Below are 15,860 nucleotides of genomic sequence, written 5' to 3' on the forward strand. Positions count from 1 at the left end.
ATTATATAGTATCCTAACAATAACTTCCTTTAAAAAGTCTATTCTATCTAAAAATAGCAATTATCTGTAAGTTAGTAAAGGAAGTACGTGAGTTTACTAGATTAGCTTGAAATCATGTTACGAATACCGATACTTAAGATAGTAGATTCGCAATAAATGATACATATCTATGTTCCTATATAACGTAATAAGAAAGGATGAGCAAGTTGAAGAAACCTTTAAAAGTGGGTGTCCTAACAAGCCTTTTATTAACACCGACTGCACTTGCAAATGCGCAAGAAGCACAACCACAAACAGTATCACAAGCTGAGCAAATAGCTTATGTGAATACCGTAGCTGCAACGGATACGAGAAGTAAAACAATTGAACAATTCGGTAAGCTTTCAGAAACATCAACAGCAAATGAAATGGTCATTGCAGACGGAGATGTAAAAGTATTAAGCACTACTGATTTCAATGAAAATGAACGAGCATTTATTGAAGCAAAGTATGATTATGTAGTAGCACAACGAGAGTTCGTTAAGAAATTAACTGATATTGGTAAAAGTATCAATGCATTATCTTATACAAGTAAAACATTTGTAGCGGATGTTGCAAAAGTTCAAGAAGTCTATGACAAATTTTTAATACCCTATGTTACAGTTCAAGAAACTTTCAATGACGCTGTTAATACAGCATTAGCAACTGAGGATGCAAAGGGCATTGTATCGGCTGTTCGTGGTACCTCTCTGCAATACGGCTACGACGATGTTGAACGTAACAATTATTTTAAAAAGAACGGTGCAGATATCGCAAAGCTCGAAAAATTGAACACCGATGCAACTGCGGCGAAAGTAACAACTGCTAAATTAGATGCTTTTGTTAGCGTACTAGAAAACACGTCATCAACTTCTACTCAAATCGCTGAAGCAGCAACTGAAGTAACGACAAGTTACAGCACACTGACAGCTGATCAAAAGAAAATTATTACTGCCTATAATCCGAACAATACAACAGCTACGCCATATAAAAAATATACAGATGTGTTAGCGAACTTATCATCAGCAGATAAAATTGTCGCAAGTATTACGCAACTGATAGCAAAAAAACCAGAAGATTTCCCAACAGCTGCAAGCTTTATTAGTGCTGTAACAGCCATTGAAACAGCATACAATAATTTAAAGGATGCAGATACAAAGCGCTTAGTTTCGAATTATGATGATTTAAAGCCATATCAAGAGGCGGTCAATGTGTCCAAGCAAATTACTGCGTTACGTATTTCCAACACGGATGCGTATCGTACTGCAGTAACGGCGGCAAAAGCGGAATACGATCAGCTAACTAAAAAAGAATTTGTGAAAAATGTGACTGATTTACAATTGGCTGAAGCTAATATTGCAGCTGCAAAAGTAATTGAAGCACTTATTTCTGCCATTGCTACAGCGCCAGATGTAATTACTAAGATTGAAGAAGCACGTGCAGCCTATAATACGCCTGTAGCACCAGATGGTCAAAAAATCGATGCAGCTAGTGTTAAAAAAATCGTTAACAATTTAGCAGAGTTAACGAGCTGGGAAAGTTCAAATAAAGCAGTGTTAAATGTTATTACCCTAGTTGAAAAACTAGATCCAGCAACGAAGGATTATACAAAAAAGGCAAAGGCAGCTAACACAGCTTACTTAAAATTGGATACATCAAAGCGTGAGTTCGTAAAAAGCTATAAAGTAAATAAATTAAAAGACCAAGTAGATGCGATGAGCCTCATCGATCCTATATTGGCTTTAAATACTTCACGTAAAGATTTCAAAGAAACCGTTGCCGCCTTGAAAGCAGAATATAATAAACTATCACCGGAAGCACAAAAATTAGTAACAAACTATCCAGCTCTATTAACAGCGGAAAGCTACATCACAACAGCTCAGCAGTTTGATGATAAAGTATTAGCGTTAGCTAATGAATCGGATGCTACATTTGTCGCAAAAGTGGTGGAGTTGTCTGCAGAATATAAAGCAATGGACAAAAATGCGAAAAAGTTAGTGACGCAATATAAAACATTAACGACGTACGAGAAAAACAATGCCAATGTTGTGAAAGTTATTAATTTAATTGCTGCTTTAAACCCAACGAACAAAGACTATACGAAAAAGGTAGTAGCAGCTCGTAAAGCTTTTAATGCATTGGATACAGCGTCCCAAAAGCGTGTGACAAACTATGAACAGTTAACAGCTGTCGAAGATGTGGCATCTTTAATTGGCTTAATTGAAACGTTGAAGCCAACGAGCAAGACATTTTTAAACGATTTAAAAACCGCTCGTGCAAATTATGATGCACTGCCTCAAGAAAAACAGCAAGCAATCATTAACTATGAAAAGCTTGTGACAGCAGAAACAGAGCTAACTTCTGCGAGTACAGTTATTGCTTTAATCGATGCGACAGTTCCTGGAGAAGAAAATTATTTAACGAAATTAATGAATGCCCGTGTTGCTTATGACAAATTAACAACGGGACAAAAAAAGCTTGTTTCAAACGTAAAGTTATTAACGGAGCGTGAAAAACAAGTAAAACCAATATTAAATGTCATGGTGCAAATAGATAACTTAGACCCAAGCTCAACTAGCTTTGTTAGTAAAGTCAATGCAGCACAAAAAGCGTATGAAAAATTAACAAAAGACCAAAAAGCGTATGTAAGCAATATGGCAACGTTACAAAGCTACGAACCGTTAGCAAAGGTTATTGAATTAATTGGCAAGCTAAAACCTTCAAGTAAAACGTTCCATACGGATACTGTACAAGCACGCGCATTATATGATGCACTAAGTAAGGAAATGCAGCAGTATGTGACAAACTATAAGCAGTTACAAGCTGCTGAAACAAGTATTTTAGGTGCAGGGAATGTTCAACGAATGATTGAAGAATTACCATATATTGAGCCACATCAATATGTAAAACGCATTGAGGAAATTCGTGCAGCCTATAATGCATTACCTAAAGAGCAGCAAATGGCAGTCGAAAATTACAAAGCATTACAAGACCAAGAAAAAATTATTAAGCCAGTTATTAGTGTTATCAATGAGATTGATAAGCTGATGACATCGAAAAATATAGACAGTCAATATCAAAAGATTTTAAAGGCGTATGATAACTTAAACGCTACACAACGCAAATACGTTTATAACGAGCAGTTGCTTTTGTCATTAGATAATGTCATTAAAGTGTATAAGAGTATTGCGGCTTTAAAACCAAGCGATAAAATGTACTTTGGTATGATCGAGTCAGTACGGAAAGATTACGATAGTTTAAATACAACAGATAAGCAAAGAGTATCAAATTATTCGATTTTACTAGAAGCAGAGAAAAACATGAGTGAAGTGAAAAAAGTTGTGGAGCTCATCGCTAGTCTTTCTCCAACATCTAGTACCTATATCCAAGATGTAGCGAACGCAGTAGCAGCGTATAAGGCACTGGACTCCAAAGTAAGAGGACAGGTTATCAACTACGATAAGTTGAAAAATGCAGAAAAAGATATAGCTGCAGTTCTAAAAGTAGTGGATGCTATCGCAGAACTAGATCCTGATGCAAAGACATTTGAAAAGAAAGTCATTGCTGCGCAAAAACTATATAGTTCACTATCACTGGAACAACAAGATTTAGTTTATAACTATCGAATTTTACAAGATCATATAAAGGAATTAGGACTGTAATAAAGAATGAAGAGAGGGGATGACCCTCTTTTCGTTATTTTTTTAGAGGTCAATCAATTTAAAAGGGGCGAAGGACAATGGAAATAAAGCAAAAATACGCATGGGCGTTTGCTACGGCTTTAGTTGTGGCACCTTGTGTTGCAGTCGTTCCTACTCAAGCAGCTGCAATGCCATTTGTAGATATTATAAAAAGCGATAGTGAGATGGAGCTATATACTGCAGTTAGCGAACTGTATAGCAAAGGAATCGTATTTGGTACAACGTCTACAACATTTAGCCCTTATCAACAATTAACACGTGGAGAAGCAGCTTATTTTTTAGCGCAGGCACTTCAGCTACAAACGAGTAATGTTGATAATCCTGGCTTTAGTGATGTCCCAACTTCACATCAATATTATGGACCTATCGCAGCGCTTGCAGCTAATGGTATTATCCAAAAAGGGACGCATTATAATCCAAATGCTTCTATTAAACGTAGTCAAATGGCCAAAATGTTGACATTGGGCTTTCATTTAAAACAAGCGACATCATCAACTGCGCCCTTTACAGATTTTACAAAGGATGCTGAAACCAATCGTTATATTCAAACGTTATTAGATTATGGGATTACACAAGGTACTAGCTCTACGGCATTTTCACCATATACGGATGTTCGACGTGGTCAAATGGCTTTATTCCTTTATCGCATGCTACAAAAAAATGACGATGACTTATACATTATTGGAGTTGAATAGGAAGACAAACATCACTCTTAGGAAAGTAAGATCTTTAGAGTGATTTTTTTAAAATCGTTGTAGGAAAAAACAGGTAATAATGGTATGTTTATATATAAGTATTATGGGTAAAGAAAATCAATTATCCGATTCTCGATGAGAAGCCGGAACTTAAAAAAACGGACGCCATACATATAAATAGGAGGTAGCTATGTTAAAAAAAGTATCTAGTATTGTCGGAATGTCGCTTATTTTGCTGGCTACTCCTTTTGCCTTACCTCTACCAAATAGCTCAGATGTTGCGTTAGCGGCAGAGACGGCAAAGGATGTTTCGCCATCACATTGGGCGAGAAGCTCGATTCAGCATATGTTAGATAAGCAATATATGACAACGTATCAGGATGGTACGTTTAAGCCAGAGCAAGCGATTACTAGAGCAGAGGCAGCAGCTGCCATTGCCCGTTCTATGCAACTGAAAATGAATGTGACTACTGAGCCTAAATTTGTAGATTTACCAGCAGATCATCCTTATTATAAGGAGATTTGTGCACTAGTAGAATTAGGGATATTGCAAAATGGTGATTGTTTTAACCCAGATGCACCATTGAAGCGCATGCAAATTGCTAAAATGTTAACGCTTGCATATAAAATTGAGGTGGATTCTCAAAATAATAGTAAGTTTAGTGATATTAATGAAGGGCATTGGGCGAAAGATTATATTGAATCACTTGCAGATGTCGGTATTATTAAAGGGGTCAACGCGAAACAATTTGCACCTAATTTATTAATAACACGTGCGCAATTTGCCTCCTTGGTGGAACGAAGCTTGGACTTTACAACGACGCTAACAAATTATGAAATAGCCTATGACTATTTATCAAAGACTTATATTCCGACAAAAAACTACTCAGCGACAATGTCTAACGATGTGTTAAATTTAGTTAACGTTGAAAGACAAAAAAGAAAGCTCCCGTTGCTTACCTATGATGGACCTTTAACACAAGTCGCTGTTATTAAGGCACAGGATATGGTGAATCGACATTATTTTGAACACGAATCACCTTACTACGGCATGCCGTGGGATTTAGCTACTTTATTCGACTATCCATATACTAGTTTAGGAGAAAATATAGGGAGAAATATTCCAAGCCCTGAGGCGGCTGTTAAAGCATGGATGGCATCGCCATCTCATCGTGAAAATATTTTGCGAGAACATTATACAAATACCGGCGTAGCGATTGCAGTAGATAGCAAAGGAATTTACTATTGGGTCCAGCTGTTTTCTAGCCAATGACTTGGGAATGGCTAATCGTCTGAGGCAAAACAAAAGGCCACGCTATGTGGCTACTAAACGAAGCTCTACCAAAAATGGTAGAGCTTTTCTATTGTACTATGGAGTGGTTAGGGGGAATATATCTATGAAATTTAATAAAACATATATTGATAACTTCTTTAACAACATCAATGATTATAATTCGATGGCTGAATTGTTTATTATTGCATATGGTGAATTAAAAGAACAAAGCCACCTGCCTGATTGGTATGTTGAGTTAAGAGAAATTATAAATTGGCAATCACAGTCCAATAGGTCGGGAGTTTGGACATATTATGAAATATTAAATGATTCTTCAGCTGCCACACTTATAGGTAGACTGAAAGCAAAGGAAGAAAATGAGATCCTTACTATGTATATGAGGGGGATAAATAAATATAGTGATGAAACTCTAATGGTACATATTGATAAATGGATTTGGGAAAATGAAGAGAGGATTTACCATTATTTAGCTGACGTCTTTATAAGTAATAAAGACTGGTTTTATCATATCTAACTTAAAACTATGAGGGACTACTTGTCATACAGAATATGTTATGTCCTTTAATTTACATGAACTCAAACTTCCACAGAAAGTAAAAATCGCAAAGTACTTCACAAATGTGGGAGTTATGTTGCTCCCATATCATTACTTCCCCAATTCACTTCAAATTATAAATAACTATTTCTGATAATATTCGACTTCGAATGTCTGTATTTGTTGAACGATTTTTAAAGGAACGAACCTTTTTTTGCTGAATTTAAGTATATATTAGAGATGGATGTCATGTCTAAAATAGCCGTATTAAGCGTTCCCACCAGCGAATGTAGAATTATAAAGTTAAGGATATTTTCGTGTGAAATTCCAATGACTCAATTTACTTCTGAGAGGGTGATGTTATGTTAAATGGTGAAAAGTTAGTACAATCTATAATTATTTTATATGGAGACTTGTTACAAGTGGAAGTAGCTTATTTTACTTCGAAAGGTAAAATTTTAGCAACTGATGAATATAGAAAAAGAAAAGGAGAGCAAGTACATTTACCCTTTTTCCAAAAGTACTATTCTGAGCCATTTCAATACGTGCAGAGACCTGGAAAAATGAAAACATGTTCTGGGTGTAGATTCCAAAACAATTGTCCTTCCAAAGTAGAAATACTGATGAACTTAGTTAAAGATGATCGGCATTTTGGGTATTTAACATTTGTAAGTTTTACAGATGAAGGGGAAAAGAAATTATCTACTGAACAAAAGAAATATCAATACTGGTTAGCTCGTTTAGGTGAAATTGTTATTAATGTTCTAAATAATGAGGGATCTTATTTATTATTTGAAACAAAAAAGGGATTTGATACAAAATATGTACTCGGGGATGCGCCTTATTTTCAATTTATTAAAACTAAGTTAAATAGTATTGCGAATAGTTCATCGTCAATTGTCATTACGGGAGAAACAGGGACTGGAAAAAGTTTGTTAGCTAATCATATCCATTCAAACAGTATTACACATAAAGGGAAATTTGTAGAGTTAAACTGCGCTAGTATTCCAGAAACTTTATTTGAAAGTGAATTATTTGGCTATGAGGAAGGGGCATTTACTGGCGCTAGAAGAAAAGGAAAACAAGGATATTTTGAGATTGCAGATAAAGGTACCTTATTCCTTGATGAAATTACGGAATTACCATTGCACCTTCAAGCTAAACTATTATCTGTTTTACAGAATGGTCTTATTTATAGAGTGGGGGCAATTGAACCTAGAAAGGTAAACGTAAGAATTATTGCTGCAACAAATAGACCTTTAGAAGAAATGGTGAAAAAAGGAGAGTTTCGAGCGGATTTATACTATCGATTAAATGTTATTCCTTTAACTTTGCCACCATTAAAACAAAGAAAAGGTGAAATGGAGTACTTAATTTATACGTTACTAGAAAAGATTCAACATAAAACAGGTAAATATATTAAAGATTTTACAAACGAATTTTTAGATGAATTGAATGCTTATTATTGGCCAGGCAACATACGAGAATTAGAAAATGTTTTAGAATACAGTATGGTAATGGAAGATTCTTTGCAATTAACGAAAGATAGTTTACCAAGCTATATTATTGAAAATAATAGAATACAAAATACTCACATCACGCCTCCTAAACTGTTAAGAAATATGGAAATGGAATTAATCAACCAAAAACTATCTGAATACGGAAATGATGCTGCAGGTAAAGAACGTCTTGCAGAAGAGTTAGGTATCAGTACAAGGACTCTTTATAGAAAATTAAAAAGTAATTAAGAGGGCAGTTGATTTCCGCTACGGGCGGGCGCTTTCCGCTGGCACAACGCAAGCCACAATTCTCGCTAGGGCGCGGATTGTTGCGTCTAACGTATTGCGCTATTCCCGCAGGAGTCGCCGTGAGTTTTCCTTGGCAAGTGAAATTGTTTGAGTGCCTGGCACTCAAACAACTTATCTAGGAGATTTAGTTTTTCTAGATTTTAATCCCCAAACAGGGCACGAACAGGCAGGCAGCCGTCCAGGTATCGTACTATCACCAAAAGCATTTAATGAAATAACTGGATTCGCTACTATTTGTCCAATTACGCATACAAAAAAGGGTTGGGGTTTTGAAGTAGAGATTCCTGAAAACCAAGTTTTTACGGGCGTAATTTTAACTGACAAATTGAAAAATCTCGATTGGAAAGCTCGTAAATTATCTGTTCGTTGTCAAGCGCCTATTGAAGTAGTAGAGGAATGTATGGCGAAAATTAAAGCATTCCTTTACTAGTAGCCTGTCACGGACAGGCTTTTTTTATGTTTAAAAATGTTGGGCAATGAAACAAGCTTATTATTTTTGTTAGGCTTATTATTTCCTGACAGTAGTAGAAGCGCAATTTTATAAGTAGTCATTTTTAATAGATCAAACCCTTCAACCGCTAATACATAGCCTTTGATTCCACTAACAAGCTTTTCATTTAGAAACGTAAGCCGCAACACTGCTGAAACGCAGAATGTTGCGGCTTACGTTTTTTTGTACCCTTAGCTGAGAAAATTCAGAATTGTTTGCGTGCCTGTCACGTTTAAATATTATGACAAAAACGGTATTTGAAATGACAGATGTGTCAAAAAAATAATGACTTATTATTTATGAATCTAGTGAAATCAGCTTTTTAAACTTGGCATGATTTTTGCATTATATAAATTGAGAAACAAAAAAGGAGGTACATTTATTTGCTAGATTACTTTGAATTAGGTGGGAAGATTGCCGTAGTAACAGGAGGAGCTTCAGGAATAGGTCTTGCAACCGCTAAATTACTAAGTGAGGTGGGGACTAAAACGATCATTCTTGATATCGATCAGCAGAAGGGCAAGGAAACAGAAGAAACACTGCGGGCTGCGGGATTAGATATTGAGTTTGTAAAGTGTGATGTAACGAACTCACAAGATTGCCAGAGTGTGGCGGAGTTAATAGAAGAAAAGCATGGAAAAGTCGATGTGCTCTTTAATAATGCAGGCATTATTCGTAGAAAAACAGTAGTGGACTTAGAAGAATCTGATTGGGATGCTGTAATTAATGTCTCTTTAAAAGGAGTGTATCTTCTTTCTAAATATTTAATTCCCCTTATGCGAAACCATGGCGGTGGCAGTATTATCAATACCGGTTCTGGCTGGGGATTAAAAGGTGGAGACAAAGCTGCATCTTACTGTGCTGCGAAAGCAGGGGTTGTAAATTTAACAAAAGCTATGGCTATCGACCATGGATCAGAGAACATTCGCGTAAATTGTATTTGCCCTGGAGATACAGATACTCCATTACTTCGAGGTGAGGCAAAACAATTAGATATAGAGGAATCGAGTTTTCTTCGTAGTTCAGCGGTTGATAGACCATTGGCAAGGTTGGGAACACCTGAAGATATTGCGAAGGGGGTATTATTCCTTGCAAGTGGTTTATCTGCTTGGGTTACAGGAACTACATTAACCGTTGATGGTGGAGGCTTAGCATAAAAAATTATAGGAGGTATTTTAAATGAGTAAAAAAGTTCATCCATACATTCCAAATATGGTACCTGAAGTAAAACAAGAAATGTTAGACGAAATTGGCGTACATTCAATTGAAGAACTCTATTCTTGCATTCCAGACGACTTACAGTATAAAGGAACAATGAATATTCCGAAAGCATTGAATGAATTGGAGCTACGACGACATATTGAAGGGCTATTAAATAAAAATATAAGCACTAATGAATATCTTAACTTTTTAGGAGCTGGTTGTTGGCAACATTTTATTCCGGCAGTCTGTGATGAGGTGAATCAAAGAGCTGAATTTTTAACTGCTTATGCGGGTGAACCATACGAAGATCATGGACGTTTCCAAGCTTTATTTGAATACCAAAGTCTTATGGCAGAACTTGTCGATATGGAAGTAGTGAATGTGCCAACATTTGATTGGGCACAGGCTGCAGCTACATCGATTCGTATGGCTAGTCGTATTACTAATCGCACTAAGGTCTTACTTGCTAGTACAGTTTCACCTGAGAGAAAAAAGATTATTACAAACTATGGTACACCTCAATTAGCATTCGAAGATGTGAATTTTAATCTTAATACAGGATTAATGGATTTAGCAGATTTAGAAAGGAAATTATCTACTGATGTTGCGGCAATCTATTTCGAAAATCCATCATATTTAGGATTTATTGAATCACAAGGCCAAGAGATTTCAAATCTTGCAAAAAAATACGGTGTAATAATCGTAGTTGGAGTTGACCCAATTTCACTTGGAATACTGGCACCACCAAGTCAGTATGGAGCTGATATTGTATGTGGAGACCTTCAACCACTTGGTATGCATATGAATTTTAGTGGAGGGCAAGCAGGTTTTATTGCGACACATAATGATCCAAAATTCGTTAATGAATACCCATCACGATTATTTGGCATTATTCCGACTGTAAAACAAGGAGAGTATGGTTTTGGTGACATTGCATATGACCGTACATCTTTTGCAGATAGAGAAAACGGTAAAGAATCTGTCGGTACGCAAACAGCCCTATGGGGTATAACAGCAGGTGTTTATTTATCGTTAATGGGACCAAATGGTATGTACGATTTAGGTCAAGCAATCATGCAAAATAGTCAGTATGCAGTAATGCAACTTAATAAAATTCAGAACATTAGAGGTTCGAGAATTACGTCTCCATTTTTCAAAGAATTTATTATCGACTTTAATGATACAGGGTTAACTGTAGAAGAAATCAATGCACAATTATTGGAACACAAGATTTTTGGAGGGAAAGATCTATCGAAAGAGTTTCCTCAATATGGTCAGTCGGTACTATGTTGTGTAACTGAAGTGCATACGAAAGAAGATATCGACAAACTAGTAAGTGTTTTATCAAAAATTGTGACGAAATAATGAGATAGAAAGGAGTATTAGCATGTTAAAAATTCAAAGACAGTCTGTCAATATAGATTTTCATCAAGCCAAGTGGAATGAGCCAATTATTTTCGAGCTACATCAACCAGGGGAAGTTGGAGTCGAAGTACCGCAAGCTTCACAAGAAGTTGTAGATGTAGTGGGTGATGGCGTTTCAGTTCTACCGCAAAATATAAAGCGAGCAAGTAAGCCGAACTTACCAGAAATCGGCCAAGCCCGTGTATTACGCCATTATGTTCGGCTTTCACAAGAAACATTAGGGTCGGATTTTAATGTAGAAATTGGTCAAGGTACTTGTACGATGAAGTACATTCCGAAAATTAACGAGTTACTAATTCGTAATACTAAAATAATGGAACTACATCCATTGCAAGATGTTAGTACTGTACAAGGAATGTTAGAAATCATTCATAACATGGATTTAGCAATGCGTGACATTTCAGGTATGGATGCATTCTCGTTCCAACCGAGTGGTGGCACACAAGCATTATTTGCGATGGCATCGATTGTATGTAAGTATTTTGAAGTTAAAGGTGAGGCAGATCAACGTAATGAAATCATTACAACAATCTTCTCTCATCCATCTCAAGCGGCTACGGCAGTTGTGAAGGGATATAAAATTATTACCTTACACCCAGATGAAAATGGATTCCCTAATATTGAAAAGTTAAAAGAAGTTGTATCCGAACGAACAGCTGGCTTTGTTGTAGCTAACCCGGAAGATACGGGAATTTACAATTCAAAAATTAAAGAATTTACAAAGATTGTACACGATGCCGGTGGTATTTGTTACTACGATCAAGCGAATGCAAATGGTTTATTAGGAATTACACGTGCTAAAGAGGCAGGTTTCGATATGTGTTTCTTTAATTTACACAAAACATTCGCAGCGCCACATATGTGTGGGGGCCCAGCAACAGGTGCATTAGGTGTAACAGAGGCATTAAAGCCGTATTTACCAGGACCTATTGTCGAAAAAAAAGGTAATCAATATGTGTTAAATGATCAATTAGAGCATTCAATTGGGAAAGTACGCGCTTTCCACGGCGTAGCACAAACTATCTTACGTTCGTATGCATGGATCCGAGCATTAGGACAAGAAGGACTTAAAGCAGTGGCAGAAACTGCTGTGCTAAATAATAACTATTTATACAGTAAAGTTTCGAAAATTCGGGGCGCAAGTGTACCTTATGTACAAGGGCAGCGACTTGAACAGGTTCGTTATAGTTGGGAGCAGTTGGAGAAGGAAACTGGTGTCACAACAGAGGATGTACAGCGTCGTATGACAGACTTTGGTTTGCATTACTGGACAAGTCATCATCCATACATTGTGCCACAACCATTCACACTAGAACCAACAGAATCCTACTCTAAAGCAGATTTAGATGAATATATCCAGGCACTTGAACAAATTTCGAGGGAAGCATATGAAAATCCAGAGGTAGTGAAAAATGCACCGCAAAATAGTACAATTCATCAATTAATCGAAGCAGATTATTTAGATAATCCTGCTAAATGGTGTACTTCATGGCGGGTATATCAAGAAAAGATGAAAAATGAAGCGGAATTAACAAGTTATAACCGTTAGGGGGTAATTTGATGACATCAAGGCATAGTAGTTTAGAAAAGAAGAGAATAGTGATTACAGGAGGAGCGAGTGGTATAGGATTAGCCACAGCACAACGCTTTGTAGAAGAAGGTTCTGTCGTAGCTATTTTAGATATTAATGAAGAAAGTATTGAAAAGTCTATAAAAGAAAACAAAGGAATTGCCAAAGGGTATGTAGTGGATGTTAGTAACCCTACAAATGTAAACGCTGTCTTTAAAAAAATTAAAGAGGATTTAGGGGGAGTGGACGTTTTTATAGCGAATGCAGGTATTAGCGTTCGCTCTAAATTCCTTGATATTAATACAGAACAATGGAATAAGGTTTTAAACATTAATTTAAATGGTGTGTTTTATACGTCTCAAGCCGCTGCAAAAATCATGGTTGACCAGGGGCAAGGCGTTATACTCATGACAGCTTCTACAAATGGTGTTACTGGACATCCGTTCTATGCAGACTATAATGCTTCAAAAGCAGGCGTTAATCTTTTAGCAAAAACGATGGCATTAGAACTGGCTCCAATCATTCGAGTGAACACCATATGTCCGGGGTATGTATTAACACCGATGCAAATGGCTGAGTATACTCCTGAAATGTTAGCAGTTGTAAATGAAGGTATTCCTTTAAAACGGCATGCAGATCCAAAAGAAATAGGGGCGTTGTATGCCTTCCTTGCTTCAGATGAATCGGCTTATATTACAGGGCAAACAATTGCCATTGATGGTGGAGAATTAGCTTAATCATAAAACGAGGGGATGGGTATTTTATGAAGAAAAGTCTATTCTATTTTTTATTGGTGTTAGTTGCTTCATTGATGGTTGCGTGTTCAGAAAAAGATTCGAATGTACAAATTGAAACATCTGCAAGTAGTGAGGGAGAAACGAAAGCAGGAGAAGAAAATAGCACAACATCAGATATGAAATTAGTGAATGATGGGAAGTTAACATTTGCAATGAGTGGTTTACTAAAACCATTAAATTATAAAGAAAATGAAAAATTAGTTGGTTTCGATGTAGAAATTGGAAATGAAATTGCAAAGAGAATTGGCCTTGAACCAAACCCAGTTACAAATCCATGGGAAACGATCCTCCAAGGGTTACGAGGAGAGAAATATGATGCAATTATTGGGAGTATGACAGCTACAGAGGAGAGAGCAAAACAGGTTGATTTCTCAGATCCATATTATATTTCGGGCGCCACAGTATTTATTTCAAGTAAAAATAAAGACATCAAATCTTTAGATGACTTAAAGGGAAAGACAATCGGTGTTATGCAAGCTAGTACTTATGTTGAAGATGCAAAAAAATATACAGATAAAATTAAAGAATTTCCTAGTGAGATATATGCATTACAAGACCTTCCTCCAGGACGTTTAGATGCAGTAATTACAGATAAAATTGTAGGAATTTCCGCGATGAAAGAATCAGGTTTAGAAATTCAAACAGTAGGAGAAGAAATTAAAAGAGAAGAAATTGCAGTAGCTATTAAAAAGGATAATCAAGTGTTATTAGAAGCAATTAATAAAGCAATTGCAGATATGGTTGCAGACGGAACGTATAAAGAAATAAGTACAAAATGGTTTGGCAAAGATTTATTAGAGTAAACCAATCCTAAATTATTTTACCTAGAATAATAGATTAATTCTAGGTAAAATAATTCGAATATTCAAAAAAATAATCTTCTATACCAATACACTTAAAGAGGTTAGGTGATTTATATGGAGTTTTTAACGAATATAGCATCGATATTCCAAAAACATGGGATTGAATTTTTAAAAGCAACTATTTTGACAGTTGAGTTAACCGTAGTTTCTTTATTAATTGCTTGTGTTATTGGTCTGATTTTTGCCTTTTTCAAGGTTTCTAATATAAAAATATTAGAGAAGATAGCAAACGCTTATATTTTTATTATTCGTGGTATGCCACTGATAGTACAACTTATGTTCCTATACTACGGTATTTCTAGTATTTTTGTTCTTTCCGATTTTGCAGCAGGAGCTATTGCACTTGGAATTCATTCTGGAGCCTATATTGCAGAAATCTTCCGAGGATCGATTCAATCAATCGATAAAGGACAAATGGAAGCTGGCCGCTCATTAGGAATGACGTATTTTAAAACAATGAGACGAATTATTTTACCACAGAGCTTTAAGCGGGCTATACCTTCATTGGCTAATCAATTCATTATTGGATTAAAAGACTCTTCATTAGTAGCCTATATCGCCGTTTCAGAATTATTTAACCACGCCCTATCGGCTCAAGCGTATAACTACATGCCTTTAGAAACCTACTTTGTAGTAGGCGTATATTACTTGATTTTAGTTCTAATATTCACACTGTTGTTCAATAAACTGGAAAGCAGAATGGATGTTGGAAAGGAGAAAAAGCATGATAAAGTTGAAGTCGCTTTCTAAATCATTCGGGAAATTGAAAGTTTTAAAAGACATTAACCTTGAGATAAATAAATCAGAAGTAGTTGTTTTAATTGGAGCAAGTGGTTCGGGAAAAAGTACGTTGTTACGCTGTATGAATTTTTTAGAATTATTAGATGAGGGTACTATAAGTATTAACGATGAGATTATTGATATCGAAAAAACAAACTTAAATAAAGTTAGAGAAAATATGGGTATGGTATTTCAACACTTCAATTTATTTCCGCATTTAAGTGTTTTACAAAACATAACTGAAGCACCCATACAGGTGAAAAAGCAAAGTAAGGATGAAGCGAATAAAAAAGCAATGGAGTTATTAACGAGGGTTGGGCTTGCTGATAAAGCTAACTATTATCCTGAACAGTTATCTGGGGGACAAAAGCAACGGGTTGCTATTGCAAGAGCACTTGCGATGAATCCAAACGTTATGCTGTTTGATGAACCAACATCGGCACTAGATCCTGAATTAGTTGGCGAAGTATTAGAAACAATGAAAAGTTTAGCAAGGGATGGTATGACAATGGTCATTGTAACGCATGAGATGGGCTTTGCAAGAGAGGTTGCGGATAGAGTAATTATGTTAGCTGATGGAAAAATAATAGAAGAAGGTCCTCCTTCAGAATTTTTTAAAACGCCAAAGGAAGAGAGAACAGCGAAGTTTTTACAACAGGTTTTATAATTATTATCTTAAGT

The 15,860-nt window shown here is 36.1% G+C and carries 13 protein-coding genes; all 13 read left to right on the top strand.

Annotated elements, in window-relative coordinates:
* Window positions 1–206 precede the first annotated feature (206 nt).
* The 13 genes from ACIQXJ_RS22815 to ACIQXJ_RS22875 all read left to right on the top strand — a co-directional run bounded on the left by ACIQXJ_RS22815 (window position 207) and on the right by ACIQXJ_RS22875 (window position 15,846).
* Complete coding sequence (locus ACIQXJ_RS22815; RefSeq protein WP_403058074.1) at window positions 207–3,680, top strand: hypothetical protein; 3,474 nt, start codon at window positions 207–209, stop codon at window positions 3,678–3,680.
* 77 nt (window positions 3,681–3,757) lie between these two features.
* Window positions 3,758–4,414, top strand: coding sequence for an S-layer homology domain-containing protein (locus ACIQXJ_RS22820; protein ID WP_403058077.1), 657 nt, complete (start codon window positions 3,758–3,760; stop codon window positions 4,412–4,414).
* Window positions 4,415–4,604: 190 nt separating this feature from the next.
* Window positions 4,605–5,687, top strand: coding sequence for a CAP and S-layer homology domain-containing protein (locus tag ACIQXJ_RS22825; RefSeq protein ID WP_403058080.1), 1,083 nt, complete (start codon window positions 4,605–4,607; stop codon window positions 5,685–5,687).
* A 124-nt stretch (window positions 5,688–5,811) separates the two neighbouring features.
* Window positions 5,812–6,222, top strand: a complete 411-nt coding sequence (locus ACIQXJ_RS22830) for a hypothetical protein (protein ID WP_403058083.1) — start codon at window positions 5,812–5,814, stop codon at window positions 6,220–6,222.
* Window positions 6,223–6,605: 383 nt separating this feature from the next.
* Entirely contained in the window at window positions 6,606–7,991 is a 1,386-nt protein-coding gene (locus tag ACIQXJ_RS22835; RefSeq protein ID WP_403058086.1) for a sigma-54 interaction domain-containing protein, read from the top strand.
* Between the two features lie 151 nt (window positions 7,992–8,142).
* On the top strand, window positions 8,143–8,481 hold the full coding sequence (locus ACIQXJ_RS22840) for a type II toxin-antitoxin system PemK/MazF family toxin (protein ID WP_403058089.1): 339 nt from the start codon (window positions 8,143–8,145) through the stop codon (window positions 8,479–8,481).
* Between the two features lie 443 nt (window positions 8,482–8,924).
* Window positions 8,925–9,698 carry an SDR family NAD(P)-dependent oxidoreductase gene (locus ACIQXJ_RS22845; RefSeq protein WP_403058092.1) on the top strand — a complete coding sequence of 258 codons (774 nt, stop codon included), beginning with the start codon at window positions 8,925–8,927 and terminating at the stop codon, window positions 9,696–9,698.
* A gap of 22 nt (window positions 9,699–9,720) precedes the next feature.
* Window positions 9,721–11,109 (top strand): aminomethyl-transferring glycine dehydrogenase subunit GcvPA, encoded by a 1,389-nt coding sequence (gene gcvPA, locus ACIQXJ_RS22850; RefSeq protein ID WP_403058095.1) that lies wholly within the window; start codon window positions 9,721–9,723, stop codon window positions 11,107–11,109.
* Between the two features lie 22 nt (window positions 11,110–11,131).
* The gene (gene gcvPB, locus ACIQXJ_RS22855; RefSeq protein ID WP_403058098.1) at window positions 11,132–12,718 is read left to right on the top strand and encodes an aminomethyl-transferring glycine dehydrogenase subunit GcvPB; all 1,587 of its coding nucleotides are present in this window, start codon (window positions 11,132–11,134) and stop codon (window positions 12,716–12,718) included.
* An 11-nt stretch (window positions 12,719–12,729) separates the two neighbouring features.
* The gene (locus tag ACIQXJ_RS22860) at window positions 12,730–13,476 is read left to right on the top strand and encodes an SDR family NAD(P)-dependent oxidoreductase (protein ID WP_403058101.1); all 747 of its coding nucleotides are present in this window, start codon (window positions 12,730–12,732) and stop codon (window positions 13,474–13,476) included.
* Between the two features lie 26 nt (window positions 13,477–13,502).
* Complete coding sequence (locus ACIQXJ_RS22865; RefSeq protein ID WP_403058104.1) at window positions 13,503–14,339, top strand: transporter substrate-binding domain-containing protein; 837 nt, start codon at window positions 13,503–13,505, stop codon at window positions 14,337–14,339.
* 114 nt (window positions 14,340–14,453) lie between these two features.
* Window positions 14,454–15,149: an amino acid ABC transporter permease gene (locus tag ACIQXJ_RS22870; RefSeq protein WP_340820922.1), complete on the top strand. Its 696-nt coding sequence runs from the start codon at window positions 14,454–14,456 to the stop codon at window positions 15,147–15,149.
* Window positions 15,124–15,846: an amino acid ABC transporter ATP-binding protein gene (locus ACIQXJ_RS22875; protein ID WP_403058106.1), complete on the top strand. Its 723-nt coding sequence runs from the start codon at window positions 15,124–15,126 to the stop codon at window positions 15,844–15,846. The genes ACIQXJ_RS22870 and ACIQXJ_RS22875 overlap by 26 nt, the downstream gene beginning before the upstream one ends.
* The last annotated feature ends 14 nt before the right edge of the window (window positions 15,847–15,860 follow it).

This window comes from Lysinibacillus sp. NPDC097868, assembly GCF_044761135.1.
GTDB lineage: Bacteria > Bacillota > Bacilli > Bacillales_A > Planococcaceae > Lysinibacillus.

What these genes read in the sequence shown, in the direction of transcription:
- ACIQXJ_RS22820 (WP_403058077.1), top strand. Translation starts at nt 3,758, where the DNA reads ATGGAAATAAAGCAAAAATACGCATGGGCGTTTGCTACGGCTTTAGTT.
- ACIQXJ_RS22825 (WP_403058080.1), top strand. Translation starts at nt 4,605, where the DNA reads ATGTTAAAAAAAGTATCTAGTATTGTCGGAATGTCGCTTATTTTGCTG.
- ACIQXJ_RS22830 (WP_403058083.1), top strand. Translation starts at nt 5,812, where the DNA reads ATGAAATTTAATAAAACATATATTGATAACTTCTTTAACAACATCAAT.
- ACIQXJ_RS22835 (WP_403058086.1), top strand. Translation starts at nt 6,606, where the DNA reads ATGTTAAATGGTGAAAAGTTAGTACAATCTATAATTATTTTATATGGA.
- gcvPA (WP_403058095.1), top strand. Translation starts at nt 9,721, where the DNA reads ATGAGTAAAAAAGTTCATCCATACATTCCAAATATGGTACCTGAAGTA.
- gcvPB (WP_403058098.1), top strand. Translation starts at nt 11,132, where the DNA reads ATGTTAAAAATTCAAAGACAGTCTGTCAATATAGATTTTCATCAAGCC.
- ACIQXJ_RS22860 (WP_403058101.1), top strand. Translation starts at nt 12,730, where the DNA reads ATGACATCAAGGCATAGTAGTTTAGAAAAGAAGAGAATAGTGATTACA.
- ACIQXJ_RS22865 (WP_403058104.1), top strand. Translation starts at nt 13,503, where the DNA reads ATGAAGAAAAGTCTATTCTATTTTTTATTGGTGTTAGTTGCTTCATTG.
- ACIQXJ_RS22870 (WP_340820922.1), top strand. Translation starts at nt 14,454, where the DNA reads ATGGAGTTTTTAACGAATATAGCATCGATATTCCAAAAACATGGGATT.
- ACIQXJ_RS22875 (WP_403058106.1), top strand. Translation starts at nt 15,124, where the DNA reads ATGATAAAGTTGAAGTCGCTTTCTAAATCATTCGGGAAATTGAAAGTT.